The following is a 24,207-nucleotide window of genomic DNA, read 5'->3' on the forward strand; positions in this document are numbered from 1 at the left end:
TCAATCATTTCCTAATTTTCTGAACCATTACTTTTCATCATTACAAGTGTATATACATATGTTACAATCATATTGCACACTAGAAAACATTATGGGGGTACGGATGGAAACGTTATTAATCCAGCAAACTGAGAAATCAAATAAGTTTTGGAAAATCGTTGTGAAAGAAAAAGACTATGTTGTGTTTTACGGAAAAATCGGCACAGCTGGCAGTGTGAAAGCGAAAGAGTTTGAAACAGAAGAAGAATGTATGAAAGAAGCTAACAAACTAATTGCTTCCAAACGTAAAAAGGGATATACAGACCCGTTGCCTGGGGAAGATTTCATAAAAGAAAAAACGATAACAGAAGAAGAATTTTGGGAACTACTTAATCGTGCAAAAACGAAAGGTGAAGACCAAGAAGAACAAATAGAATGGCTTACTTCCCACCTTGCTAAACGTACAGTACATGAAATTGTAGCTTTTGATACGCATATGCATCGTCTTTTGAAAGATTCCTATACCTCCCGTTTATGGGCAGCAGCCTATATTATTATGGGTGGTTGTTCAGATGATACTTTCGATTACTTCCGCGGATGGTTATTATATCAAGGAAAAGAGACATACGAAGCTTGTATTGAAGATCCAGAACGATTAATTCCTGTATTAGAAAATTTGAGTGAGTATGACGTCCCAGAAATAGAAGAACTTTCTTTATATTTCGGTTTCACTGTATATGCAGAAAAAACTGGTGACGAAGATGATACTTACTTTACACTTTACCATGTCTTATCTAATGAAGAATTCGACGATGTAGATTTTGAATTTGACTGGAATGAAGACGATGAAGAAGGTTTAAAAAAGATGTTTCCTAAGCTATGGGAGATGTACGGAGAAGAACCGATTGAGTGGTAGATTCATATTAGGACTCTGTTTAAGCAATAAACAAAGTCCTTTTTTCACAAGATTCTTATTTAAACTCTCTTTATTTCATACCACTTATCCAATAACATCTTTTCTCTTTCCCTTGAAATACCTGCTTTTAATTCCCATTCGTCCACACTCTTCATCCACTCATACACATCTGTAACTGTATGTTCTAACCTTCTAAAAGTAAGTCCTTCTTTAACAACACTTTCAATACTAATTGAAAATCCACCTTTCCACGGCTTCGTTTCACCTTCTAATGAAAAAGTTTCTGGAAGCCATAAAGGCATCTCTGTCCAAGGCTGCACTTTATGTTCATTCATAAACGATTCCTCTATCCAAACGAATTCAGCATCACTATTCGTAACTTTTTTACACGTATTTAATAGCTCTTCCATCGTCAAATCATAATTCGGACCTGTTACATTGAATGTACCTGCATTTTTGTTTTCTGCCATGTTTAGTCCCCAGTTTGCGACGTCTTTTATATCAACTATCTGTACTGAACGGTCTTTTCTTCCTGGAACTAACACTTTACCTCCTTTTGCTACACGCCCGATCCAGTATGGAAGTCGATCTGTATAATCGAACATTCCTGAAAGAAGTCCTGCTCTTACGTGTAAAACACGCCCCGACCAATACTTCTCTGCTTCTTTTTCGCATAATACTTTCAGCGCACCATAATGCTCATAAGGAGATATTTCACCATTCTCTACAGCCTTTATTTGCTCTTCCGTCGGTTCAGGTTGTAATATATAGTCTTCTTTTATGTCATGCGGAATCCAATCTTTATATACGGAAAGGCTTGAGATGAATATATAGTGTTCAATATTATCTTTAAGTACTTCTCCAACATTTCTAATGTGATGCGGAGAAAACCCACATGTATCCACAACAACATCCCATTTTCGATTTTCTAAACTTGATACATCACCATTTCTGTCACCGATCAGCTGCTCCACTTCAGGAAAAACTTCTTTGTTTGTTCCGCGGTTAAATAACGTAATTTCATGCCCTCTCTGTAAAGCCTCATCTACAAATGCTCTTCCTAAAAATCGTGTACCGCCTAGAATTAGAATTTTCATGGTTCTCCCCCATTCGTGATTAATAACCCTTCCTAATGTTTAACGATTTTTTATTGCGGAAAGTTACGGGGAGCGTTTAAATTTTTCTACAAGTTCACCATTACTCTTTTAAAAGTATATACTCTTTGATTAATCTCCATCTATCCTTTGTTTCTGGCACAACTTCAGAAGCCATCACCACCACCAATTCCTTCTCTGGAATACAACAAATCATATTCCCACCATCACCCATTGCACAATACGAATAGACACCCTCTTCTTCTCGTAACCACCATAAGTAACCATATTGATTTGAATTCATCGCTATTGATTCTTTTATCCATGATTTTGATAGAACTTGTTTTCCATTATGAATACCTTCATTCAAATACATCTGTCCAAACTTAGCCATATCCCTAACCGTTAACGTTAGTCCCCAGCCGCCCGTCGAAATACCGTTTGGATCGTGAACCCATCCTTTCACATCTTTTCCGAATAAGTCATCGAATCCAAATGCTTTCATATTGTAGTTTGGAATTTCGCTCATGCCGAGTGGTTGAAATAAGTACTCATTCGCAAATTCACGTGCACTTTTCCCTGTTGCATTCGTAATCATTGCTGATAGTACATGCGCTCCTGCAGATGAATATTTAAAAGCTCCAATCTCTCCACCGTTCCCCATTCTATGAAGTGTATACTGTACCCAGTCTGGTTGTGTACATAATTCTTCTAACGGTTCCTGCCAGTCTACAAAAGGGTATGGAGCTGTCATTGTAAGTAGGTGTCGCACTGTTACTTCAGATGACTTTACTTTATATTCAGGGAAAAACTCTATTACTTTTTGATCAACACTTTTTATATAGCCCTTATCTATACATATTCCAATTAGCGCAGAGATTATCGTTTTTGTAACTGACGCTACATGAAATGTATCATTTTGTCCGTAATCGTTATAATATTTTTCAAAAATAACATTACCTTTCCGCACTACTAACATACCATTCATATTTTCATATTCTTCTTTTATAATCTGATCTAACTTTTCAGCAGTTTTCATTATTCTTTCCCCTTTAACCTATGATTAAAAAGGTTCGATAGGTACATATATATCAACTATATGTTTATGCTTTGGATGCTGCTTTGGATTATTTCTATATACTTCAAAAGGATACGAGTCTCTCGGTTTATATCCGCTATTTGGCAGCCATTCACCGTATAAGAAATCCCATGCTCCTTTATATTCATCTTGGAATATTTCAAAATGTCCTACTGCATATTTTCCAGAAGGTATTACCATTATTCCAACGTCGTTCGTTTCTACTGTGGATTCATCTGAAATTGTTACACATAGACTTGTTCTTAAATGATAGTCCTCAGTAAATTCATGATGATCGTGGTAAATGGTTAATACTTTCGTATCCTCAAATACATGATAGTTTTTCTTCGCCGCGTAACGAAATAATTTTTCTATCATTTCTGGAAAAGCTATAGCTAACTCTTCATATGTACCTGTATGTCTTATGTATGCGACGTTTATATCGTCCGCTGTTACAATTTCAACATTTCCTCGAACCTTCTTACATTCATTGTATTGAGGAATTCCCCTTACGTCTTTGCAATTCTTGCTATTATCGTTTCGATATTGAGACGGACTTACACCGTAATGACTTTTAAATGTTCGGGAAAAAACTGCTGAATCTGTGAATCCGAAGTGATACGCAATATCTGTAATCGTCATGTCTGCGCGATATGTAAGTAGATGTGTTGCCCTTTCTAGTTTCAAGCGATTCACATACCGCGATAATGGCTCATCAACTATTCCTTTAAAAATCCGATGAAAATGATACTTCGAAAATCCTGCTATATCAGCTAGCTCTTCAATGGATAATGAACTGTCTATGTTTGATTCTATATAATCTTGAACCTTATGTATGCGTCTTACATACTCATTTCTACTCTGTTTATTCTCCATACTCTTTATCTCCTCACAACAAAAAGAACCATCCTAGAATACTTTTAGGACGGCTTTCTATTCGTAATAGATTCTTCCATATTCTCTTGTTAAATCGATATAATTTCACTATATTTTTTAAATTGATGGTAATGTGGCAGTATCCCGATTTAATTGAAAGAAACAACTATTTTTTTATAGCCCTACGCAAATTAATAATATTATTGGGATTTAGCTCCCATTGTCTCATAAGTTCTTTTTGTCTTGTTTTTAAGTCTTCAAATGGTTCTTCCACTATGTCGATTTTATTAAATTTCCCTTCGAAAACTAAAGCATTTTTTATCTTTTTATATCCACCAAAACCTAAGTCATCATTTAGTAACCAGACTACTCTCTGTATTTTTGCGAATAAAATACCACCTGTACACATTGGACACGGTTCCAACGTGCTATAAATAGTAAACTTCTCATTTTTTATTTTTGCATCAAACATTGCTTCCCCTGCATTGCGAATAGCGTCTATCTCTGCGTGAGCTGTTATGTCTTTTTGTGGATGCACTCTATTTCTTCCTCTTGCAATGACATTATTATTTCCATCAACAATAACTGCTCCTACTGGATATGTGTTTTCTTTTAATGCCTTTTCTGCTTCTTCCAATGCCATCTCCAAAAAATATCTATCTCTTTCAAAATGCATATAAATCCCCTTCTTTTGATGAAATTATTTTACAGAAATTGCTTTTGACATCCCACTCACTTCTATCAAATTAACAAAATAAAAAAAGATATCATTATGTCTGCAACAACAGGGCAAGAATGGTGTTTTGATATAAACTTAATTTAATAGAATTTGTGATACAATCCAATCGCCATTAAGCTAAGAAAAACAAATACCCTAAAACGAGAAATTTTAAGGGATCATAAAATTTTCAAATTTTTAATTCTTGTTTTGACGTTTCTTTTGTATGCTCCCTATAACCCCAAATACAATCGCTACTGCTAAACATACGATTGAGAAAGTTTGTAATACGTTTGTCGAAAAATAGCCTACCCCTAACACTACTGCTAAAACGATTCCTGCTACTAACATTCTCCGTTGCTGCATATCCATGCAATCATTCCCCTTTTATCTACACATTTTTCAAAAATAAAACTCTACTTCCGCCATTCCCATCATAATTTGTATGTACCGATACACCCTCTACCTCATCATCCCCAGCCTCAATTCGAAAACCGATTTCTTGATGAAACTGTATCGACTTTTTATTAGTTGGTGACGTAATTGCTTTTACAACTTTACGATTATTTGCACGAGCGACATCAAAGAAATAAGAATACAATGTCGATGCGATTCCTCTTCTTCTATACTTCGGATTTACACCGATAAAATGAACGTATGCTTCATCTTTATATGTTTGTGAAAAAAATCCGCATAAGAAACCTAACGTTTCGCCCTCTTCTTCAATGATAAAACTCGTTTCTTGAAAGTGAACAAAAAACAGTTTTGGCAACATGGCAACCATGTCTCTCCCGCCCCACCATTCATTTAAAACTGAATGAATCTTTACATAATCTTCCCCTTGGATATTTCTTACTCGCATATGTTTCTCCCTCTCACTCACTTCATTTTTTCATAAATTTTAATGACTGTTTCTACTAATAGGATGAATACCCATATCCCGCAAAATACAAGAACAGACTGGAATATGGATCCAATTATCATAACACCAACTGTACCTGTTATTGAAAAAGATATTCCACCAAGCCCTGGATCTTGTATAAATGCTCCAGCAGAAAAAGCAGTTATAATTGATACTATTAAATAAATAACACTCGTTATTTTTAATATCTTTATAGAAAGATACGAGGTTTTTTCTTGTTCCACTTGTGATAATTCGATTTCTCCGCTCTCAATTCCTTTTTGCAAACAGTCTTCACATAGAAATTCTTCCTTAATTTTTTTACCACCGTGCATCGTACCTGTTATTTCTTTACATCTTGAACATTTTCGATTTATCATGTTGTTATCACTCCAATCTGTTAAGATTATACTTATACAATTCTACGTTTACCTTAATATTCCTTTTATGTATTTTATAGAGAAAGGTCGTGTTTTATGATTTCAAAACTCACATTTGGCTCTAAAAAAATTAACGTTCATTATACATTAAGGCCTAGTTGTTATGCGATTATTTTTCAATCATCTTCTTCAAAGATTGCTGTTATCCAAAAAGGAGACCGTTACTTTTTACCTGGTGGCGGTATGGAAGGTAATGAAACAAAAGAAGAATGTTTGCACCGTGAACTACTAGAGGAATTAGGATGGGCAATTAAAATTGATCAGTATATCGGTAATGCGGCTCGATATTTTTATGCAGAAAAGGAAGATATATATTATTTAAACGATGGATTTTTTTATATTGCGAATATGGTGCAGAAACAAACTGAAAACTGTGAGGAGGATCATGTTCTAAGGTGGATGTCTCCATTGTATGCTATAGAGCTTCTCATACACGATCATCAAAAATGGGCCGTTGAACAAGCGCTTTTATTACAAAAACAAAAAGGATCTCCTTCTATATGAAAGAGATCCTTTTTACTGTTAACTTACTTTTTTCAAATTGAGAGCTGGCTTTTTGATTCCACCTTTTTTTACAACATATAAACCGATGAAGATAATAAGCCCGCCAACTAGTTGCATCATATTAATTTGCTCCCCTATTGTTACTGCCGCAAAGATCACTGCAAACAATGGCACAAGATACATATAAACCATTACTTTCGTTGAGCCTATTTTACTAATACCGACATACCACATTGCAAGTCCGAATATGGTCGCAAAGACGATTGAATATGCTAGTGATCCCCAGCTTGGCATATCTACTGGCCACGTTAGTGTGTTTACATTGAGTAAACAGTATATAACGAGAGGTACAATTCCAATTAAAGTAGACCATGATGTAACTCTCATTGCGGAGTATTTTGTAATGAGTGGTTGCGCTAAAATTGGATACCATCCCCACGCAATTGCTGCGACTAATCCAATTATATTTCCGAGCCACGCATACTCGTAAGTAGCTCCTCCTGTATGTCCTGTTAATAAAACGAATGCTGCACCAATAAAGGCTACGATTGAACCAATTTGTACTTTCATCGAAAAACGTTCTTGTTTGTGCAATACTGCTAATATCCCTGTAAAAATAGGTGACATTGCAATTAATAATGAAGCGTTCGTTGCTGAAGTATATTTCACAGATAGCATAAACATCGTTTGATACATTGTCGTTCCAACGATGCCGACTGCTACTAATCGTAACCAATCTTTTCTTTCAATACGTAATGAGCGTTCCATCATAAAAGTAATAAGTAATAATACCGGTGATGCTACTAAAAATCGTAAACTATTAAATTGAATGGATGACATATATGCCACGCCATACTTTCCTATTGTATAATTTGCTCCCCATACTAATGCAACAGATACTAGGAGCCATTCCATTTGCCATCGTTTCATCCGAATCTCCCCTTCCATATTTAGCATAGTAAAATTGGCTGGATATAACACCGTCCAATTGGCTGTTTTTTTACCCAGCCAATTTGTTATACTGAATGTATATAAGAGATGCGGAGGCGTTTGTATGGAATGGAAGCTAGATAACGACAGTAAAATCCCTATTTATCAGCAAGTTGTTGACTTTATTGAAAAACGTATTACATACGGAGAACTTCCTCCAGGAAGCTTCCTACCTTCCGAACGAAAATTAGCTACACAGTTAAATGTAAACCGAAGTACAGTAACGACTGCTTATAACGAACTACGTGCTATGGGAATTGTAGAAAGTACGACTGGTAAAGGTACACGTGTAAGTACACATATGTGGGGCGTTTCTCCAACATTAACGCCTAACTGGAGAAATTTCGTAGAAGGCGGTACGTTCTTACCAAACTTACCGTTACTTCGCCATATTCGGGCAGAAGTACAACAAAATGAAAATATTATTGATTTCGCAAACGGAGAACTCGGTTGTAATCTCTACCCACACGATCAACTACAAACAATTTTACGAGAACAACCGTTAACGCATTCATTAAGTTATGATCATCCGCAAGGCTATCTCCCGCTAAGACAAGCGGTCGTAAAATATATGAAAGAATATTTAAAAGTTGAGGCGACTGAACAATCCATTATGATTACATCCGGCGCCCAGCAAGCACTTCACCTTATCGTGCAATGTTTATTAAATCCAGGTGATGCCGTCGCTTTCGAAAGTCCATCGCACTGTTATTCCTTACCGCTATTCCAATCAGCAGGTATTCGTATTTTCCCGTTACCTGTTGATGAACATGGTATTAATCCAGACGATGTGCAAGAATTATATAGAAAGCATCGTATTAAAATGATCTTTTTAAATCCAAACTTCCAAAATCCTACGGGAACGATGCTTCATCCAAACCGTAGAAAAAAACTATTATCACTTTGCGCAGATTTACGAATTGCAATTGTTGAGGATGATCCATCCAGCTTGCTGACGCTAGAAAAGAAACAACCTTGCCCTACTTTAAAATCGATTGATGAAAATGGAACAGTTATTTATGTACATTCTTTATCAAAAATGATTGCGCCAGGATTACGAGTCGGCTGGCTCGTCGCTCCGCAATCTGTAGTAGAAAGGTTATCCGACGCAAGGCATCAAATGGAATTAGGAATGAGTATTTTCCCGCAGTGGCTTATGCAGCAGTTTTTCGAAACTGTACCATTTCAGTCGCATATCGTACCGTTACGAAAACAACTAGCAGAAAAAAGAGACGTTATTGTTCGAGCTCTAAACGAGCAACTTCATGATAAAATCTCTTTTTCAAATCCGACCGGTGGAATATACATATGGGGAAAATTAAAAGAACCGATAAACGAAAAACAACTTATTATGCAAAGCTTAAAACAAGAAATTGCTTTTATGCCAGGTAGTATTTTCGGCGCGAAAGATGGTTATATTCGTTTATCTTATGGAAAAGTGGATATTGATCAAATTGAGGAAGGTATTTCTCGTTTGCGGGAGGCTATTTTGGTTTGTGGGAAATAAAATAACTTTTTAATACATTTAAAACTTCTTTATTCATTAACTCCAGATAATAAGTAAGCAAAAAATAATGAAAAGAAGCTTAATTCCAAAATTAAATTATAAGAAAGCTCCTGATGATTGATACAGGGGCTTTCTTTTCGAAATTTTTCATTTTTCTTTATCTTTCTTCCCCACTTCTAAGAATGATTCTTATAAATTGTAACTCATTATGATTAATTCACCTTTCCGCCCCATCCTTCTAACCCCATTATCACAAAAACCACATTTTTTATATAAAGATTGTGCAGCTACATTTTTAACGTTTACTGCTAAAATAATTTCATTTATACCTAAGAAGTTATTTCGGACAAAGTCAGGTAATATCTTTAAAGCTTGTTTTGCATATCCTTTCCCTTGATGGTGAAAATCTGTTGAAAATGCTCTTATTAAAATAGAGTTTTCATTATTTGTATATGGTTTAACCCCGTCATTTTTATGTAAAACAAAAAACGTTACAAGCTCATTATCTTTCATAGCTAAAATTGAATGCCGATTTGAATCCTCACTCGATAGTTTTACAAGCTTTTTAGGTAAACCTGTATAACAAAGCTGCTCTTCTGAAAATGTATATTGATTTATTATATTTCTGAAGTTTTCATTATAAAAATATAACTGCATATAAATATCGCTCTCCTCAATAAATGGTCATTTCTATTTCGTTATCTACAAGTTAAATAATAAAACTCATCCCCTATTTTCTGTAAAATATTCCTCTTTAATATTCTTAACTACATATTTATTATAAATAGAGAAAAGCAACTCTCCATTCTCACAATCTAGCTGTATACTTAATAAATATTATGGGATTTGAAGTTTTTATCTCCACATTCTCACCCTCAAATATATACATTTGTTTATTTTCGATATCAATAAACGCCATAAGTCCATTCTCATTATATGCTTCTGAATATTCACCATCTATTTTTATTCTTTCAAAAGAAGAAAAAGGAGAATGTACTACTTGATATTCGGAAAGCTTCATTATTCGCTTTTCTTCCGGTACGTGCACAATTTTCGGATCATCATCAGATAAATATTCTAGCCCAATTTTATTCGGCGCAACAAAAATTAATAGATGCAATGGTTCTGTTTCATTATTTTTATAGCCATGTATATGGTTCTTCCACCCAAACACTATCTCTCCTTTTGATGCACGAATCATTATTTTATTTGAAATATAATAATCCAAATGACCTGACAACACAACCGCACAATCTTCTCCAAATGGATGGCTATGAGGTGGTATGCCTTCATGCGATTGAAAAATCACTTCATACACCCAATACTTATCATCATTCGTTTTATGAATAAGATCATTTTTTGATATATTAATAGTTGTTTGTGATAAATCGAAACTCCTCATTCGGCCCTCCTGATTAATTTCAGACTTACTTATCTTTTGAAACCATTGCATAGAGCAGTAACATGAAATGATCCTCTAATTTAAAATACATTTTATTTATATATATTCTATTGCTATTTTATCCAAATAAACACTATTAAAAATCAATCCGCAGAATGAAATTCAAATAAAATTTCCTAATACTTTCGTATTAAGAAATTTTCAAATCACTACATATAACCACTTATTAAAATCTATAGTATATTCGTTATTTAGTTCGAAATATTCGTTCATTTTATACAAATACATATGTATTAAATTGCGGAAGATATTACTTGTTTGACAAAACCTAAATCTACCATTATCATCAACACGAACCTAGTTATAGGAGTGATAAAAATGAAAATTTACGTTGATGCAGATGCTTGCCCTGTAAAAGATGTAATTATTTTTGAGGCTACGAATGCAGAAATCCCTGTAACCCTCGTTACTAGCTTTTCTCATTATTCTAATGCTCAGCAACCTAAAGGTGTGGAAACAATATATGTTGATTCCGGAGCAGATGCTGCAGATTACCGAATTATGCAGTTAGCAAAAAAAGAAGATTTAATCGTAACACAAGATTACGGTCTTGCTTCGCTCGCTTTAGCAAAAGGCTGTATCGTTCTACACCATAAAGGCTATAAGTATACGAATGATAACATTGAACAATTGTTACAAACACGATATTTAAGTGCAATGGTTCGAAAAAGTGGTAAACGTACAAAGGGACCGAAACCATTTACAGCAGAAGATAAAGAGAAATTTAGAGAGCTCTTTAAAAGTATGATCGCACTTTAAAAATGAATCGTCTATTTGCAAGGAAAACTTCGCAAAACAAAGAAGAGAATATCGTAATGAACATTCTCTTCTTGAGGTTTACCCTTTAAAATGAAGGTAAATTATCTAAGTTATTTTCTTTTATTCCATCAGGTTCACTACGTATAATATCTCTACCATACTTATGAAATACGTCCACATGAGCTAACTTCCCTGATTTTGCTTCACTAAGAGCAGTCATATAATCTAACTCTCTCCCGCTACTTGTTTTAAAAGCAATCAAATCACCTTCATCATTTTTACGAACAGCAACAATTTGTTCTGCTCCTGAAGTAACTTCCTGAGCTATTTCAAATTGAGCTTGCTCTTCCCCTTGATGTAAATAATCATTATATACTTTTTCAAAGTCTTTTTTGTCCATTAAACTCACCTCCAAAACATTTTATTAGTATGGTTGGGAGGTGTTGGTTTTATGTACTTTTCTGTTAGAAAAACGAATTTTTAATACCTACGCAAACCCTTCAAAGTCTCCAATATATCATCTGTAAAGGCTGTACTACCCTCTGTCTCTAAAGCTCTGAAATAAAAACTTCTTAGGAAAGTTCTAATATTTTGTACTAAAATAGCATGCTGCGGATGTCGGATGTCTTCAACAGTTGCTATACTATGTAACCAGTTGCTCCACTCTTCTTCAGTTAAAAGATTTTGGTTACGTAAAGACATAATTGGCTTTACTAATCTCTCATCTTCAAAGTGTACATATACGTAATCACTTAATCGAACCTTTTGACGAACAGCTGCAAGAATCGCATACGAAAATTCACGATTTTGTATTGTACGTGCTAACGCATCAAGCGCATCTGCTGCATGTGCAGTAGAGTGTGCCCAGCCTTTTCCTTCTACGTAACCTCTTACATCTTCTTCTAAATATACATATTCCAGCACTTGTTCTGCTACACTGTACAGTTGTTCTTCGGATAACAACGGTTCTCTTTCATGAACAGATAAAATAAGTGGTGGAATTAATACGGAGAATGCACGTTTAAATACAGAGTCTGTTCCCTTTTCACCAATTTTATAAAATAAATAATCAGGACTAATTGCTTGTAACATTAATCCTCTTAACTCTTTTTGTCTAAATACATCATTTGTAATCCATGTGTGAAGCGTACTATAAATTAAATCATCACGTAATTCAGCATCAGGTGATCCGATATAATCTAGCATCCACTGCGCATATGGATATGCATCTACGTCTTCTGGTACAGCATAATTATTATTTTTAATTTGTAGTAGTTCTTCTTTTAGTTCTAGTACTTCATTCATTCTATTCCCTGTCCCCTTTTTACGTTTTTTTATTGCCTTATCCCCCGTTTTTTACTTTCTAAAGTTAATTTAATTATACGAGAATTATAACTATAAATAAAAGGCTATACATATAATTTTGATTATGTATTACTTTCGCTCTTGAAATATAACTTCTGGATTTGCTAAATCACTATTCCGAAATACAACATCCGCATAACTTTTTGGGTTATGCTCATTTATATACATCTTACAAGCCGCGTGATACCTGTTTAAAAACATCTTCTCTGCTTCTTCATAACTGCCAAAAGCTTCAGTTTCCCGCTTAGCACCACGTTTTCTCGCAATCTCAAAATTTGTATCTACAAAGATTTTGTAATCAAATAAATGCGCAACGTCTTTTTTCAATAGAAACGTTCCATCTACTATTAATATCATATTTTGCGTGGCCAATAGCGGCTCATTATGTACAGGCATATCCGTTATTAAGTTATGAGAAATCGTTTCATACTGTAAATTTCCGTTAGGTCCTAAAGGCATTAATAATCTTTCTTTGAAAGCTATATAATCGTGTGCATCTTCATAATACCCTCTTGCAGATTCTTTTCCTTTTGCATAGCGAATCACTCTTGGATTATGAAAATCATCAATGCTGGCGCGTGTTACTGGTAATCCTCGTTTTTTTATTTCTTCCGCTAGTTCGTTTGCAAATGTTGTTTTTCCTGAGGCTGTAATACCGCTTACTCCAACTCTTATTGGATGGGTTAAATTTAGCTTTACAATATGATCTGCAATTTCTTTGATTCTTTGTTTTCGGTTCATGATATCTCCCTTTATAATTAGTTGACATAATATAATTATAGATAATAATTCATGTCACTATTTGTCAGTAAATTGATATCCTTTCTCGAATCGCTGATATCTCGAAAAAATCATTGATATATTTTAAGTTATGATAGATATATTTGAAAAATCGTTGATATATTATTAGCTTACTTTGCCTTAAACCCTCGATATAAAGCAGTCCGTAATTCTTGTTTGTATTCTTCAATTTCTGGCATTTCGAGTTCTTCTGCTAGTCTGATAGCTAATTCAATATCATACGGTACTCGTACAAGTTGAATAGAAAAGCTCGCTGCTTCTTTTTCATTGTAAGTCCCTTCAAATATTAAATAGGAAGCTTGCGTTATTTCAAGTGGGTTTCCTACGCTACCGGCATTACATAACGTTTTCCCTCTGAAATTTTGAACGAACGCTTGGTGAACGTCACCGTAACAAACGACATCTGGTTTTCTTTCCCCTTCTATATTTTCCGTCAGATCACTATTTTCGAACATACTAATACGTTCTTCTCTTGAAGCGTGTGGTTGAATTCTTTCATATAAACTTCTCGGTGAAGCGTGAAACATACGAATGAATTTCCCACTCATATAAAACTCGATTGAAAATGGTAAGTTTCTTAAATAGTCATTTTGTTCTTCCGATAATTGTTTTTGATGCCATTTCAATGCTTCAAATTCAGTCGGCTTTGTAATAAAATCATCCCAGTTTCCCATTACGACTACTTCACATTCTTTACGAATGATTTCAATTGCTTCACTGGAATGAGGTCCTTTTCCTACTAAATCTCCAAGGCAAATAATGCGCTCGATTCCTCTTAATTTAATATCATTCAACACGGATTCTAATGCTTGAATATTACCGTGAATATCTGAAATTACTGCTATTTTATCCATATAAATTACTCCTTTATTTATTAAATTCACTTGATTGATACCATTTTGGAATATAAGATGAAAAATGATTATGATCTTCTAAAATTCCATTTAATCTTTCCTTCATATCATCTAATAAATATGGTGTGCTTCGGTTTGTCCATACGATATCAGCCGGGAATATCATTGCTGCATATAATGAGTACAGTTTCCAAAAATGTAGATCAGGTTCTCCTCCGCAATAACCGTGAACTTGTCCAATCGCGAATGGTTTGCTTATATTCGTTGTAAATAGTGCTACTTTATGAAAATCATGAATAGGATCACCAATATCGAATCTAGCAAAATCAATGACAGCCCGAAACTCATTTTGGTCAATCATTATATTAGCCGGATGAAAATCGTCATGTAAAAATACGATGGGACGATTTTTTAATAAATCTTTATGATTTCCTACAAAATCTATCACTGTATTTAAATGAAAAAAGTCTACTTCATATTCTTTCAACGCTTCTAAGTATCTCTCATATTTACTCCATATAGACATTTCCCATGAATTACTTTTATCTTCTTTTTCAACTAAATGAATCTTTTTTAGTACTTCTCCAGCCTTTTTTCCAGCCCTATACTGCTCTTCTGTAGACAACGTTCTTAATATATCTTCACCATCTAATCCATCAATCCATTCAAAAACTTGTACACATTTATTGAATTTAGTAAGACTAATAAAATGAATTAATTTTGGCATAGGAATATGTAAAGAATCTAGCTGCTGCATATATTCATATTCTTCCTGCTTCCGTTCAAAATATGATGAATCGCATACTTTAATAAAATACGAGGCCCCACTCTCTAATTCAATTTTATATTTCTCATCGAATGAAAAGCCTTTTGAAATAACAGTCGCTTTTAACATGCGAGGCCATTCTAGTATTCTCTCTATCTCTCTAAGCATTTCTTCCACAACGTTCACCTCTATCAATATATGTACAAACTCCCTAACACTTCATGCTCTCGTTTATTTCCACCTTTAAACTCTACTGCAAATGGATATTCACCATTCTTATTCAAATGTTCTAACACTAGCCCTTCTCCAATCGGTTCACAAAACTGCACATGAATATCTCCAAATACTACACTTTGACACTCGGCATTCCATTTTTCATTTTTCACAACTGAGCTTGTAGATAGCTCCATTACTTCTTTCCATTTCCGTACTGTTTCTCGAACATTTTTTACTGCGTAATGAATCGTTTCAATTTGTTGCACTTTGTTTTTATGTTCAGTAATCGTCCCACTGTTACGTAAATCGTTTCTTCTTTCTTCGTCCGTTTCATTCCACTGTATAAAGAAAGGTAATTTCGGTCCGTTCTCTTCTTGCTTAACGAATAACATTTTCCATTCTAAAAGTCGGCCATCTTTTCTCATACGTTTCCCTTCAAATGGCCCTATCGTATGTAAGCCGTACTTATTAAAGTTAACTGCTAGCTCCTCAATTGCATCTGTTCGGATCGCGATTTGTAGCATTCCTTCTCCATTTTGTAGTTTCACCACTGTTTCTTGTACTAATGGATTTTCTGCTTCTTTCGCTTTTTCTTCATGTTGAACTGCTAAAAATTCTATATATGATAAATCAAAATAACTTAAACTATTCCAAGTACCCCAATTCGTATGCTCTCCGCCTAATACAGTATGAAATCCAAGTTCCTGCATTTGTTTTGCCGCTTCCTCCGGTGTACCATGAACTGTGTGAACGAGATGATCAAATCGTAACATGTCTTTCTCCCCTTTCTCTCCATCCTTTTATTGTATATTTTATTTTTCTTTCATTCAATTCAAAAACTTTAAAACCTAGTTGATTTATACGATTAATATGTATTATAATGAAACAAATTTAATTATTGCTGATTGGAAAAACCAAAGGCACTTTTCTCATACGGGAAAAGTGTCTTTTTCATTTATTATTACAGGGGGATTATTTATGCAGAAATTAATTGTCTTTGCTATTATTGGATTTTTCGCTCAATTGATCGATGGAGCACTCGGAATGGCGTATGGGGTAACGTCTACTTCACTATTATTAATGTTTGGTATTGCACCGGCTGTAGCTTCCGCATCGGTTCATTTAGCTGAAGTCGTTACAACTGCAGCTTCTGGCGCATCTCATATCAAATTTGGAAACGTTGATAAATATACAGTTTCCAGGCTTACATTACCTGGGGCAATCGGCGCATTTATTGGGGCATGTTTTTTAAGTAATTTGCCTGGAGATGTAATCAAACCGTACATTTCCGTATTTTTATTTACTTTAGGGGTTTATATTTTATTACGATTCATCATTCAAAAACAAATTGTCACTTCAAATAAGCGTATGTCTGCCAAACAACTTGTGCCGCTTGGTTTATTCGCTGGATTCGTTGATTCAACTGGTGGCGGTGGTTGGGGGCCGATTACGACACCCGTTCTTCTAGCAAGAGGAAATGAAGCTAGAAAAGTTATTGGATCTGTAGATACGAGTGAATTTCCTGTTTCACTCGCTGCAACAATTGGCTTCTTCATCTCACTTGGCTGGGAACAAGTAAGCTGGGTTTGGGTATTTGCCTTAATGCTCGGCGGTATTGTCGCAGCTCCAATTGCTGCATGGTTAGTCCGCATCGTTCCGCCCCATTTACTTGGCGTATTAGTTGGTGGTCTTATTATCTTCACAAATATTCGTACACTGCTTACTACATTTAAAGTGGATCCAACTATTATTTCACTTTCTTACGTTGCAGTTGGTCTTGTCGTTATTATTTCTATTTTCATTGCTGTTCGAAATCATTCCAATCGTCCTAACGCATCAACGGCTGAGTATCCAAATGATCAGAAGCAAATGCTACCATAACTATAAAAAAATACCGCTCAATTTAGAGCGGTATTTTTTATTTTTCTATTTTCCAATTAATCATCGTTTCTGTAGCATTTACTCTCTTCATATGTAACTTTTCTAAAACACGCATCGAACTATAGTTATCTAGGAGTGTCTCTGCAATTATTGTTTCTACCTCTCCTGTTTTGAAAGCCCAATCGATTAGTTCTTTTACAGCTTCTGTTGCATAGCCCTGATTCCAATATTTCTCAATAAATCCATAGCCAATTTCTACTGTTTGATCCTCGTTTGGTTTCCCTTTAAATCCAATATCACCTAAAACGCTATCATCTTCTTTCCGAAAAACATACCACGCCCCCCATGGTAATAAAGCCTCATCTTGTTTCACATTCTCTACATGCCCTACAATATGCGGACCGCTATTATATCCTTGCTCGTTAGCGACTTGAATCCTCTCTTCTGTACACGGCACTATATAGAGCCTTTTTGTTTCTAATTTCATTTTGATTTCCCCTTTTTGCTTAAACGTTACTCTAATTATAACAAATAATATGACTTTATTATGAATGTCGAATTATATTTTTCTGAATTTTCTTTTTATTTAGAGGGTTTTTCAATATTTTTTGCGAAACATTTGTATAACAATTTTTTCTTTGCTTATTGCTACATAATAGTAGGTTCGGGTGGAGTTTTGCAAGCGTTTCCTATACAATAACCGATATTTTTTGACTTTTCCTAACAAAATATCTTGCAATATATTCAGAAAGTCATTACAATTGCCATATATTAAAAATCTTAGCAATATATAAATCCTCATCAATCCGATGAGGTAGAGGTTGCGACTTTTAATAGTAAAACGGACGAGACACAGAGAATGTCACCGACTCCGTTTGAAAGGAAAAGTTGCCGAAGTTTATATTTCTTCTCTGGAAATATGAGCTGGGGCTGTCTCCGAAAGGAACAGAACTGTCACGTTTACAAAATTACCGTGTAAACGTGGGGTGCTATCTTAACGGAAGGGTATGATGGGGTGGTTATTTGTGAAACGTTCCGCCAAATTCCTTTGGCGGTTTTTTGTATTTTTCTCCCCCGCTCCTTCCTAACCTACAAGAAAAGGAGTGTTGAACATGAATAGCGCAACAAATCAATCTACCTCTAAAACGCAAACTACACAAGGACAAGGTGAATTAAAACGCGGATTAAAATCGCGTCACCTTACGATGATTTCTCTCGGCGGTACAATTGGTACCGGACTATTTCTTGCCAGCGGTGGTGTCATCCATTCAGCTGGTCCTGGCGGCGCATTAATTGCATACGCCGCAATTGGAATTATGGTTTACTTCTTAATGACAAGCTTAGCTGAACTCGCAGCTTACATGCCTGTTACTGGATCTTTTAGTACGTATGCAACAAAATTTGTTGATCCATCACTTGGCTTTGCACTTGGATGGAACTATTGGTATAACTGGGCCATTACAATCGCTGCTGAACTTGCAGCCGTAACATTAATTATGAAATTTTGGTTCCCAGATACCCCTTCTCTTATTTGGAGTGGATTATGTTTAGCTATTATTTTCCTTTTAAACTACTTATCTGTTAAAGGGTTTGGTGAATCTGAATATTGGTTCGCACTTATTAAAGTAGTTACTATTATTATCTTTTTAATTGTCGGCTTCATGATGATTTTCGGAATTATGGGCGGCGAAACTGTTGGCTTCAAAAACTTCACTGTTGCAGATGCTCCATTTAACGGCGGCATCATGGCAATTATCGGTGTGTTTATGGCAGCTGGTTTCTCCTTCCAAGGTACTGAATTGTTAGGAGTTGCTGCTGGTGAAACATCTGATCCAGAGCGTAATATTCCGAAAGCAATTCGTTCTATCTTTTGGCGTATTCTTTTATTCTATATCCTTGCGATTCTCGTTATCGGTTTATTAATTCCTTATACGACTGAAAGCCTTGCTGCAAGTGATGTAACAGTAAGTCCATTTACACTTATTTTCGAAAAAGCGGGCGTTGCCTTTGCTGCTTCTGTTATGAACGCTGTTATTTTAACTGCTGTACTATCTGCTGGTAACTCTGGTATGTATGCATCAACTCGTATGCTTTGGGATTTAGCTCGCCAAGGAAAAGCACCAAAGTTTCTTGGTAAATTAGATAGCCGCGGGGTACCTGTTAACGCATTAATCGTAACATCGATTGTCGGTAGTATCGCTTTCATTGCTTCTTTATTCGGTGACGGTGTTGTATACATTTGGTTATTAAACGCATCTGGAATGTCTGGCTTTATCGCATGGGTTGGAATAGCAATTAGTCATTACCGTTTCCGTAAAGCATATACCGTACAAGGCAAAGATTTAAAAGACTTACCATATAGAGCAAAATGGTTCCCATTCGGTCCAATCTTCGCATTTACACTTTGTATCATCGTAATTTTAGGACAAAACTACGGCGCATTTATGGGTGAATCAATCGATTGGAACGGCGTACTCGTTTCTTACATCGGTTTACCACTCTTCTTAGTACTATGGTTAGGATATAAATTTACGAAAAAAACAAAAGTGATTCCACTTGATAAATGTGAACTAAAATAAAGTGAAACGAGCAAACAAATTTGTTTGCTCGTTTTTTATTGCAAACCTCTTTGCTTCCCTATTACTCCTGTTTTTGCCATAATAGAAGAAATATAATTAAAGGTTGGGATACAATGAACATTCGCATTACTGATGAAGCAAAAGCAGCTATACATAGATTAGAACGTAAAGACAAAAAGATCATTCGCATTAGAGGGACAATGACAAACTCTTGTAGTATTTTCGTTGATGTCGATTTAATTTGGGATACATATAACGCAGATGATGTTGTATATGAAGATGCAGATCTTATCGTACAAATGGATTCATTCACGAAAGACTACACTGGTGATACGGTGAAACTTGATTATAAGACGACAGGTTTTAGTATTACGACTCCGAGTGAGACTTTAGTTTATGGATTGTCGATTAAAAAATAAAAATTGTTTTCATTTGACCACTGAGGTGAAAAAATGGGTAAATATGTTCCGTTAAAATTTTTATTTAACGAAGAATTAGCAGAAAAAATGGCTGATTCTATTTGTAAACACGATCCTACTTTCTCTAAAAGAAACTTTGTATCTTCTGTAACATGTAAAGTTGAAAATTTAGAGTTAAAGCATCGTATTGAAGTAATTGCAGATGAATTACACAATGCTTTACAAAAAGATTTTAATGCAGCCATACATATATTACTGAAAACATTAGGACCAGAAAATACAACAGAAGTAGGCACATTTACATGTATGAAATAACGAAAAGGAATACTGCTGAATATGCCATTCGGCCTTTTCTTCAAACATACCATGAAGACACACTAGACATATTGCAACAGTGGATTTATGACGAAAACAGCCACATTAGAAGATTAGTTTCTGAAGGTACAAGACCAAGGCTTCCTTGGGCTAAAAAAATTGGAGCTCTAAAAGGTGACTTTAAGAACAATTTACAGCTTCTTGAACCTTTAATGAATGACCCTTCTAAATATGTTCAAAAATCTGTAGCCAATCATATGAACGATATTACGAAAGAAGATAAAGAACTCGTTTTTCAGTGGTTACAGCAATTACGTGATAAACAGCATCCTATTAATCCTTGGATTATAAAACATGGACTAAGAACAGTAATAAAAAGTGGTACTTTACCAAAAAATTTTTCTTTTTAAGTATTTTAAACAAAACCGCTTATGCTTCAAAAATGAAGCATAAGCGGTTTTCCTTTTGAATATAGAAATAACAAACATAAAAAGTACTTTAAATTTCTTCTTTATATCATTATTTTACTAACTCTTCTATGTTATTACTTTCCTTAATTTTTTCGGATGATAGCCAGAGTGAATAACTTGTTCCATCCTTGTTCCTTAAATATATGTTAAATTCCTTATTATATAGTTCTTCTTTAAGAATAGTGACTACCTTTCTCAAATCATCTATTACATATGGATCATTTCTATATTTTATCTCACTGTCATTGAAAACTAATGTCAATTCATACTCTAGACAATTGCCGTCTTTCGGGTGTGGACAAGTAATATCCTCAATTTCAAAACGATCATTTTGAATTTCATTTAACCTTACGCCTACTTTTGTTTCAGTTTGAACCAAATATGTCCAATAACCGCTTACTGTGTTTTTCATTGTTAAAAGCAGTTCTTCTTTCGTTATAGCTTTTTGCACATTTTGAAAAGGCAAGCCTATAGATTCACCATTATAATCCTCAATTTCAAGTGTTGTTATCTTTCTATTACTCTTCTGAATGAATTGGATTAGAGCATATAAACGATCTAATTCTTTTGATTCAAATTGACTGTAATCAATCTTGTCACTCGTTTTTAAAGTTAATAATAACTTATCCGTTGGTTTCTCCTCTATATCATCATCCACTATATATTGAAAAACATTTTTATTTTCAGGTTCCACGTAACCTAATTTTTTAATTTCTTCTAGCATTGGTTTAAATTTCTTATATTCCTCATATGTTTTTTTTCCGTATTGATATTCATCACCTTTTATTCTTGAATATAAGAAGCCATCTACCTCTACTCTAAATTGAATATTTTTGTTATTTTTTGCTTGAACAGTATGATATGTATGCCCCATATTCCCTTCGTTTATAGCACCCCAATGTGTTACAATCACATCAATTCCGTGCTTTTTTTTCACATATTTTTTCACCTGATCGTCATCTTTATAATTACACCCACTTAAACATAAGAAACATAACAATAGTAACATTACATTTTTCATTCTTTTCATATAGCACCTTGCCCTCTTTTCGCATAAACAAAATATTCCATATATATAGAATACTAAATCGCTGAATGTTTTCAAAGAATTAAAATATTTTTACACTCGGTATATATATCTATTTCTTTTATTAATGGCTCTAATAAGTTTTAATATTGATAATCGAATATAATAAAAAGAAACCTAAATTTAAGGTTTCCCATTTTTACCAACAATTTAAATTTTAATAGATATTTTTTAGCCAAGTAATAATTCGTAGTACCTGAAACGACTCAAACCAAGTAATGAAAAACAGGACAACAAAGAAAGAGATAAGTGATATGAATTTTAATCTTCCATCTTCACGTCTAGCAATCGCTATAATACTCAGAACCAATCCAATTAAAAAAGAAATATACCCTAATAGGATAATAGGCTCAGAATAGCTATCTATTATCCTATTTAATCCAAATAATAACATTCCAAAAGTCATCAAGGTTATTGAAAATACACTAAATTTTTTCATAATTCAACCTCCAATATAATTTTACTATTTTATGGAGAGAATAATTTTTTTATGCGTATGAATGAACAATTACACTATAAAAGTAGATAACTCAATTTATTTTTTCATTAAACAACTGCCTTCTTTTATACCCTCAAAGGATTTTCACTCAATTAACCCGAATATATAAATAACAATTCTCACAAGGAGTAACTTTATATGAATCTATTCGAGCACGAAACGTAAAACCGTTCCCCTTTCATAAGAGGTCCTCCTTTTTTCTTTTCTCACCATATCATTTACTTACAAAATAGGAGGATACAATTATGAAACGTGATCCATTATTTGTAACTTTATTAGAAAGTGCAAATACACATTTTAGCGGCTGGGATTTTTCTTTCATTTCAGAAACAGGTCGAATGAAGAGCGAGCCTTTATCGTGGTCATACGGCAGTACTGCTTTTCAGCTTATGCAACGTGCAGAATCAATGCTCGATATGGGTACTGGCGGCGGAGAGTTTTTATCTATGTTACAACCGTTCCCGTCAACTATATTCGCTACTGAGGGCTACGCTCCAAATGTGCCAATTGCTCGAAAGAAATTAGAGCCTTTAGGGGTTACCGTTGTAGAAGTGACCGATGATACCGCTTTGCCATTTCAAGATGGTCAATTTAATTTAATTTAATTATAAATCAACATGAATCGTATGCTGCTTCTGAGGTAAACAGAATTCTTTCTCCAAGTGGCGTTTTTCTTACACAACAAGTTGGCGGTCTTGATTGCGCGGAACTTAATGAGCAGTTTGGCTCACCACTAAATAGCGAATTTGCAAGTTGGTCTCTCGAAACCGCATGCAGTGAGTTAAAGCAAAATGGATTTACTATCTTAGATGCAAAAGAGGAATTCCCTTTCCAACGCTTTTATGACATTGGCGCTATCGTCTATTATTTAAAAGCGATTCCGTGGCAAATTCCTGATTTTACTGTTGAAAGGTATTGTGAGGAATTATATCGTATACATGAAATCATCTTACAAAAAGGTTATTTTGATGTGAAGCAACATCGTTTTATGATTAAGGCGATTTGTAGCTAACAAAAAGAGGTGGCAAAGCCACCTCTTTTTTGCTCCGTTTACATATGTTCTCTACTCTTTCATAATAAGAAAAGTTATATCATGCATATTACAATTATGACCAATGAATTGTATTTCTGAAACATATAATCACCTCGCATATATGATGAGAGCAAAAACGTGATTTTTCACTTTCCTCTTCTATTGAGAAATGAGTTGTTTTTCATATCGCTTGTTCGCATCATCTTCTGTCAAACATGCAGTTGTGTAATGAATAATATTCCGGTTATCATACGTAAACATATGTTCTAACTTATTTTCTTCTGTTAATACTGTCGGTAAGTATTTTGGTAAATTGCTAACTACTCCTCTATTATCACCATCTAATATCCAATCAATTTCTTTCCATTCTAATAGACCTTCAGCCGTACGTAATGGTGTATTCATTTGCATTCCATCTGGCAAATCAGCAACGAACACATACATTCCTTCACTAGCCTGGGGCTCATCTTTACCTTTAAAACCAACAGTCCCTTTATACGTTACACTTGAAAGTTCTATGCCCGTTTCCTCAAATGTTTCTCTAATTATTCCTTCGTATGGCGTTTCATTATCTTCTATTTTTCCTCCAACACCATTCCACATCCCCATATTCGGCTTTTTATTTCTATTTAATAGCAGTATTTTATCGCTTTTTCTAATAAAGCAAATTGTGTATTTGTACATACGATCATTTCCTT

The 24,207-nt window shown here is 34.5% G+C and carries 27 protein-coding genes, 2 pseudogenes and 1 riboswitch; of the genes and pseudogenes, 9 read left to right on the top strand and 20 right to left on the bottom strand.

Annotated elements, in window-relative coordinates; genetic code table 11:
- Window positions 1-103 precede the first annotated feature (103 nt).
- On the top strand, window positions 104-895 hold the full coding sequence (locus HFD78_RS21130) for a DUF4240 domain-containing protein (protein ID WP_000449109.1): 792 nt from the start codon (window positions 104-106) through the stop codon (window positions 893-895).
- A 59-nt stretch (window positions 896-954) separates the two neighbouring features.
- On the opposite strand, the gene HFD78_RS21135 is transcribed toward HFD78_RS21130, so the two are convergent.
- The 7 genes from HFD78_RS21135 to HFD78_RS21165 all read right to left on the bottom strand — a co-directional run bounded on the left by HFD78_RS21135 (window position 955) and on the right by HFD78_RS21165 (window position 5,942).
- Window positions 955-1,992, bottom strand: a complete 1,038-nt coding sequence (locus HFD78_RS21135; protein ID WP_000697696.1) for an SDR family oxidoreductase — start codon at window positions 1,990-1,992, stop codon at window positions 955-957.
- A gap of 100 nt (window positions 1,993-2,092) precedes the next feature.
- Window positions 2,093-3,028, bottom strand: coding sequence for a serine hydrolase domain-containing protein (locus HFD78_RS21140; RefSeq protein WP_000844659.1), 936 nt, complete (start codon window positions 3,026-3,028; stop codon window positions 2,093-2,095).
- Between the two features lie 24 nt (window positions 3,029-3,052).
- Window positions 3,053-3,943, bottom strand: coding sequence for an AraC family transcriptional regulator (locus HFD78_RS21145; RefSeq protein ID WP_000428667.1), 891 nt, complete (start codon window positions 3,941-3,943; stop codon window positions 3,053-3,055).
- 166 nt (window positions 3,944-4,109) lie between these two features.
- Window positions 4,110-4,619 carry a nucleoside deaminase gene (locus tag HFD78_RS21150; RefSeq protein ID WP_000545359.1) on the bottom strand — a complete coding sequence of 170 codons (510 nt, stop codon included), beginning with the start codon at window positions 4,617-4,619 and terminating at the stop codon, window positions 4,110-4,112.
- A gap of 240 nt (window positions 4,620-4,859) precedes the next feature.
- Window positions 4,860-5,033, bottom strand: coding sequence for a hypothetical protein (locus HFD78_RS21155; RefSeq protein ID WP_000367555.1), 174 nt, complete (start codon window positions 5,031-5,033; stop codon window positions 4,860-4,862).
- 19 nt (window positions 5,034-5,052) lie between these two features.
- Entirely contained in the window at window positions 5,053-5,523 is a 471-nt protein-coding gene (locus HFD78_RS21160) for a GNAT family N-acetyltransferase (protein ID WP_001266069.1), read from the bottom strand.
- A gap of 17 nt (window positions 5,524-5,540) precedes the next feature.
- Window positions 5,541-5,942, bottom strand: a complete 402-nt coding sequence (locus HFD78_RS21165; protein ID WP_000610500.1) for a DUF3980 domain-containing protein — start codon at window positions 5,940-5,942, stop codon at window positions 5,541-5,543.
- Between the two features lie 96 nt (window positions 5,943-6,038).
- Between HFD78_RS21165 and HFD78_RS21170 the strand changes: the two genes are divergently transcribed.
- Entirely contained in the window at window positions 6,039-6,506 is a 468-nt protein-coding gene (locus tag HFD78_RS21170) for an NUDIX hydrolase (RefSeq protein WP_000624001.1), read from the top strand.
- An 18-nt stretch (window positions 6,507-6,524) separates the two neighbouring features.
- Here the strand turns inward: HFD78_RS21170 and HFD78_RS21175 are convergent, their stop codons facing one another.
- The gene (locus tag HFD78_RS21175; RefSeq protein WP_000832986.1) at window positions 6,525-7,436 is read right to left on the bottom strand and encodes a DMT family transporter; all 912 of its coding nucleotides are present in this window, start codon (window positions 7,434-7,436) and stop codon (window positions 6,525-6,527) included.
- Window positions 7,437-7,560: 124 nt separating this feature from the next.
- Here HFD78_RS21175 and pdxR point away from each other — a divergent pair, with 124 nt between their 5' ends.
- Complete coding sequence (gene pdxR / locus HFD78_RS21180; protein ID WP_000454897.1) at window positions 7,561-9,003, top strand: MocR-like pyridoxine biosynthesis transcription factor PdxR; 1,443 nt, start codon at window positions 7,561-7,563, stop codon at window positions 9,001-9,003.
- Between the two features lie 189 nt (window positions 9,004-9,192).
- On the opposite strand, the gene HFD78_RS21185 is transcribed toward pdxR, so the two are convergent.
- Window positions 9,193-9,660, bottom strand: a complete 468-nt coding sequence (locus HFD78_RS21185; protein ID WP_001177777.1) for a GNAT family N-acetyltransferase — start codon at window positions 9,658-9,660, stop codon at window positions 9,193-9,195.
- A 151-nt stretch (window positions 9,661-9,811) separates the two neighbouring features.
- A complete protein-coding gene (locus HFD78_RS21190; protein WP_001255979.1) occupies window positions 9,812-10,405 on the bottom strand; it encodes a cupin domain-containing protein in 594 nt (197 codons plus the stop codon).
- Between the two features lie 378 nt (window positions 10,406-10,783).
- Between HFD78_RS21190 and HFD78_RS21195 the strand changes: the two genes are divergently transcribed.
- Window positions 10,784-11,224, top strand: coding sequence for a YaiI/YqxD family protein (locus HFD78_RS21195; protein WP_000708769.1), 441 nt, complete (start codon window positions 10,784-10,786; stop codon window positions 11,222-11,224).
- Window positions 11,225-11,309: 85 nt separating this feature from the next.
- On the opposite strand, the gene HFD78_RS21200 is transcribed toward HFD78_RS21195, so the two are convergent.
- The 6 genes from HFD78_RS21200 to HFD78_RS21225 all read right to left on the bottom strand — a co-directional run bounded on the left by HFD78_RS21200 (window position 11,310) and on the right by HFD78_RS21225 (window position 15,999).
- Window positions 11,310-11,624: a DUF3892 domain-containing protein gene (locus tag HFD78_RS21200; RefSeq protein WP_000358163.1), complete on the bottom strand. Its 315-nt coding sequence runs from the start codon at window positions 11,622-11,624 to the stop codon at window positions 11,310-11,312.
- Between the two features lie 80 nt (window positions 11,625-11,704).
- Complete coding sequence (locus HFD78_RS21205) at window positions 11,705-12,529, bottom strand: DUF2785 domain-containing protein (RefSeq protein ID WP_001006688.1); 825 nt, start codon at window positions 12,527-12,529, stop codon at window positions 11,705-11,707.
- 129 nt (window positions 12,530-12,658) lie between these two features.
- Window positions 12,659-13,330 (bottom strand): nucleoside/nucleotide kinase family protein, encoded by a 672-nt coding sequence (locus HFD78_RS21210; RefSeq protein WP_001080549.1) that lies wholly within the window; start codon window positions 13,328-13,330, stop codon window positions 12,659-12,661.
- A 170-nt stretch (window positions 13,331-13,500) separates the two neighbouring features.
- Entirely contained in the window at window positions 13,501-14,244 is a 744-nt protein-coding gene (locus HFD78_RS21215; RefSeq protein WP_000357652.1) for a metallophosphoesterase family protein, read from the bottom strand.
- Window positions 14,245-14,257: 13 nt separating this feature from the next.
- Complete coding sequence (locus tag HFD78_RS21220) at window positions 14,258-15,187, bottom strand: aminoglycoside phosphotransferase family protein (RefSeq protein WP_016110239.1); 930 nt, start codon at window positions 15,185-15,187, stop codon at window positions 14,258-14,260.
- Window positions 15,188-15,201: 14 nt separating this feature from the next.
- A complete protein-coding gene (locus HFD78_RS21225; protein WP_000943369.1) occupies window positions 15,202-15,999 on the bottom strand; it encodes a VOC family protein in 798 nt (265 codons plus the stop codon).
- 205 nt (window positions 16,000-16,204) lie between these two features.
- Here HFD78_RS21225 and HFD78_RS21230 point away from each other — a divergent pair, with 205 nt between their 5' ends.
- Window positions 16,205-17,107: a sulfite exporter TauE/SafE family protein gene (locus HFD78_RS21230; RefSeq protein WP_001170728.1), complete on the top strand. Its 903-nt coding sequence runs from the start codon at window positions 16,205-16,207 to the stop codon at window positions 17,105-17,107.
- 37 nt (window positions 17,108-17,144) lie between these two features.
- Here HFD78_RS21230 and HFD78_RS21235 read toward each other — a convergent pair whose 3' ends face one another.
- Window positions 17,145-17,594 (bottom strand): GNAT family N-acetyltransferase, encoded by a 450-nt coding sequence (locus HFD78_RS21235; RefSeq protein ID WP_000764643.1) that lies wholly within the window; start codon window positions 17,592-17,594, stop codon window positions 17,145-17,147.
- Between the two features lie 320 nt (window positions 17,595-17,914).
- Window positions 17,915-18,107: riboswitch (Lysine riboswitch) on the top strand.
- A 112-nt stretch (window positions 18,108-18,219) separates the two neighbouring features.
- Between HFD78_RS21235 and HFD78_RS21240 the strand changes: the two genes are divergently transcribed.
- From HFD78_RS21240 to HFD78_RS21250, 3 genes and pseudogenes are all read left to right on the top strand, one after another.
- Window positions 18,220-19,686: an amino acid permease gene (locus HFD78_RS21240; RefSeq protein WP_001083389.1), complete on the top strand. Its 1,467-nt coding sequence runs from the start codon at window positions 18,220-18,222 to the stop codon at window positions 19,684-19,686.
- Between the two features lie 113 nt (window positions 19,687-19,799).
- On the top strand, window positions 19,800-20,105 hold the full coding sequence (locus tag HFD78_RS21245; RefSeq protein WP_001026196.1) for an iron-sulfur cluster biosynthesis family protein: 306 nt from the start codon (window positions 19,800-19,802) through the stop codon (window positions 20,103-20,105).
- Between the two features lie 33 nt (window positions 20,106-20,138).
- Window positions 20,139-20,830, top strand: a pseudogene (locus HFD78_RS21250) (DNA alkylation repair protein).
- Window positions 20,831-20,939: 109 nt separating this feature from the next.
- Here the strand turns inward: HFD78_RS21250 and HFD78_RS21255 are convergent.
- The gene (locus HFD78_RS21255) at window positions 20,940-21,920 is read right to left on the bottom strand and encodes a hypothetical protein (protein ID WP_000827147.1); all 981 of its coding nucleotides are present in this window, start codon (window positions 21,918-21,920) and stop codon (window positions 20,940-20,942) included.
- Window positions 21,921-22,134: 214 nt separating this feature from the next.
- Entirely contained in the window at window positions 22,135-22,416 is a 282-nt protein-coding gene (locus HFD78_RS21260; protein ID WP_000714728.1) for a hypothetical protein, read from the bottom strand.
- Window positions 22,417-22,721: 305 nt separating this feature from the next.
- On the opposite strand from HFD78_RS21260, the pseudogene HFD78_RS21265 reads away from it, so the two are divergent.
- Window positions 22,722-23,488: pseudogene (locus HFD78_RS21265) on the top strand (class I SAM-dependent methyltransferase).
- A gap of 180 nt (window positions 23,489-23,668) precedes the next feature.
- Here HFD78_RS21265 and HFD78_RS21270 read toward each other — a convergent pair.
- Window positions 23,669-24,193 (bottom strand): NUDIX hydrolase, encoded by a 525-nt coding sequence (locus tag HFD78_RS21270; protein WP_000280182.1) that lies wholly within the window; start codon window positions 24,191-24,193, stop codon window positions 23,669-23,671.
- Window positions 24,194-24,207: the final 14 nt, after the last annotated feature.

The organism is Bacillus sp. EKM501B (assembly GCF_011800505.1).
GTDB classification, from domain to species: Bacteria; Bacillota; Bacilli; order Bacillales; family Bacillaceae_G; genus Bacillus_A; species Bacillus_A cereus.

Coding starts and splice junctions, on each gene's coding strand:
- HFD78_RS21130 (WP_000449109.1), top strand. CDS start 104: ATGGAAACGTTATTAATCCAGCAAACTGAGAAATCAAATAAGTTTTGG.
- HFD78_RS21135 (WP_000697696.1), bottom strand. CDS start 1,992: ATGAAAATTCTAATTCTAGGCGGTACACGATTTTTAGGAAGAGCATTT.
- HFD78_RS21140 (WP_000844659.1), bottom strand. CDS start 3,028: ATGAAAACTGCTGAAAAGTTAGATCAGATTATAAAAGAAGAATATGAA.
- HFD78_RS21145 (WP_000428667.1), bottom strand. CDS start 3,943: ATGGAGAATAAACAGAGTAGAAATGAGTATGTAAGACGCATACATAAG.
- HFD78_RS21150 (WP_000545359.1), bottom strand. CDS start 4,619: ATGCATTTTGAAAGAGATAGATATTTTTTGGAGATGGCATTGGAAGAA.
- HFD78_RS21155 (WP_000367555.1), bottom strand. CDS start 5,033: ATGGATATGCAGCAACGGAGAATGTTAGTAGCAGGAATCGTTTTAGCA.
- HFD78_RS21160 (WP_001266069.1), bottom strand. CDS start 5,523: ATGCGAGTAAGAAATATCCAAGGGGAAGATTATGTAAAGATTCATTCA.
- HFD78_RS21165 (WP_000610500.1), bottom strand. CDS start 5,942: ATGATAAATCGAAAATGTTCAAGATGTAAAGAAATAACAGGTACGATG.
- HFD78_RS21170 (WP_000624001.1), top strand. CDS start 6,039: ATGATTTCAAAACTCACATTTGGCTCTAAAAAAATTAACGTTCATTAT.
- HFD78_RS21175 (WP_000832986.1), bottom strand. CDS start 7,436: ATGAAACGATGGCAAATGGAATGGCTCCTAGTATCTGTTGCATTAGTA.
- pdxR (WP_000454897.1), top strand. CDS start 7,561: ATGGAATGGAAGCTAGATAACGACAGTAAAATCCCTATTTATCAGCAA.
- HFD78_RS21185 (WP_001177777.1), bottom strand. CDS start 9,660: ATGCAGTTATATTTTTATAATGAAAACTTCAGAAATATAATAAATCAA.
- HFD78_RS21190 (WP_001255979.1), bottom strand. CDS start 10,405: ATGAGGAGTTTCGATTTATCACAAACAACTATTAATATATCAAAAAAT.
- HFD78_RS21195 (WP_000708769.1), top strand. CDS start 10,784: ATGAAAATTTACGTTGATGCAGATGCTTGCCCTGTAAAAGATGTAATT.
- HFD78_RS21200 (WP_000358163.1), bottom strand. CDS start 11,624: ATGGACAAAAAAGACTTTGAAAAAGTATATAATGATTATTTACATCAA.
- HFD78_RS21205 (WP_001006688.1), bottom strand. CDS start 12,529: ATGAATGAAGTACTAGAACTAAAAGAAGAACTACTACAAATTAAAAAT.
- HFD78_RS21210 (WP_001080549.1), bottom strand. CDS start 13,330: ATGAACCGAAAACAAAGAATCAAAGAAATTGCAGATCATATTGTAAAG.
- HFD78_RS21215 (WP_000357652.1), bottom strand. CDS start 14,244: ATGGATAAAATAGCAGTAATTTCAGATATTCACGGTAATATTCAAGCA.
- HFD78_RS21225 (WP_000943369.1), bottom strand. CDS start 15,999: ATGTTACGATTTGATCATCTCGTTCACACAGTTCATGGTACACCGGAG.
- HFD78_RS21230 (WP_001170728.1), top strand. CDS start 16,205: ATGCAGAAATTAATTGTCTTTGCTATTATTGGATTTTTCGCTCAATTG.
- HFD78_RS21235 (WP_000764643.1), bottom strand. CDS start 17,594: ATGAAATTAGAAACAAAAAGGCTCTATATAGTGCCGTGTACAGAAGAG.
- HFD78_RS21240 (WP_001083389.1), top strand. CDS start 18,220: ATGAATAGCGCAACAAATCAATCTACCTCTAAAACGCAAACTACACAA.
- HFD78_RS21245 (WP_001026196.1), top strand. CDS start 19,800: ATGAACATTCGCATTACTGATGAAGCAAAAGCAGCTATACATAGATTA.
- HFD78_RS21255 (WP_000827147.1), bottom strand. CDS start 21,920: ATGAAAAGAATGAAAAATGTAATGTTACTATTGTTATGTTTCTTATGT.
- HFD78_RS21260 (WP_000714728.1), bottom strand. CDS start 22,416: ATGAAAAAATTTAGTGTATTTTCAATAACCTTGATGACTTTTGGAATG.
- HFD78_RS21270 (WP_000280182.1), bottom strand. CDS start 24,193: ATGTACAAATACACAATTTGCTTTATTAGAAAAAGCGATAAAATACTG.